The sequence below is a fragment of the Oleiphilus sp. HI0079 genome (assembly GCF_001635105.1).
This window is the reverse complement of the sequence record NZ_LWFT01000442.1, coordinates 1-544: the sequence shown is the minus strand read 5'-3', so window position 1 is coordinate 544 and position 544 is coordinate 1. Positions and strand designations below refer to the sequence as shown.

General features: G+C 46.5%; 2 protein-coding genes. One reads left to right on the top strand and one right to left on the bottom strand.

Annotated features, from left to right (window positions below; all coding sequences use genetic code 11):
• Positions 1-133: aldehyde dehydrogenase family protein (locus A3750_RS25300; RefSeq protein ID WP_197474931.1), on the bottom strand; the 133-nt coding region annotated here is incomplete at its 3' end.
• Here A3750_RS25300 and A3750_RS05780 point away from each other — a divergent pair.
• Positions 132-544: aminotransferase class III-fold pyridoxal phosphate-dependent enzyme (locus A3750_RS05780; protein WP_231871734.1), on the top strand; the 413-nt coding region annotated here is incomplete at its 3' end. The two genes, A3750_RS25300 and A3750_RS05780, sit on opposite strands and share 2 nt — an antisense overlap.

Sequence of the window (544 nt, the reverse complement as noted above, 5' to 3'; positions counted from 1 at the left end):
CAAAAATCTCTTCTTGATAAATGACCATGTCTTTCGTGACGTTGTCGAACAAACAGCCACCAAGGAAGTAGCCTTTCTCGTTTGCATCGATTTTTGCTTCGCGTCCATCGACTACTAACGGCGCAATTCCCATGGGGGCGGTGTTTGTTTCTGGCGAAATCCACAATGCGTTCATGCAAGGGCCAGAAGAAGTTATTGAGTTATTCCACGGTTATACGTATTCCGGCCATCCGGTTGCAGCGGCGGCGGCTATCGCTACACTGGAAGTCTATGAAAAAGAGAACCTGTTTGAAAAAGCGATCGCGCTTGAGTCGTACTGGCAGGATGCTCTTCATAGCTTGAAAGAGTTTGATGTCGTCAAGGACATTCGAAACCTTGGGCTGGTTGGTGCAGTTGAATTTAAGTCCAGTGCAAAAATGGGCGAACGAGGCTTCAAAGTTTTTAACGAATGTTACTGGAAGCACGATGCGCTAGTGCGTTGTACTGGCGATATTATTGCGATGTCTCCACCCTTGATCATCTCTGAATCAGATATCGATCAGTT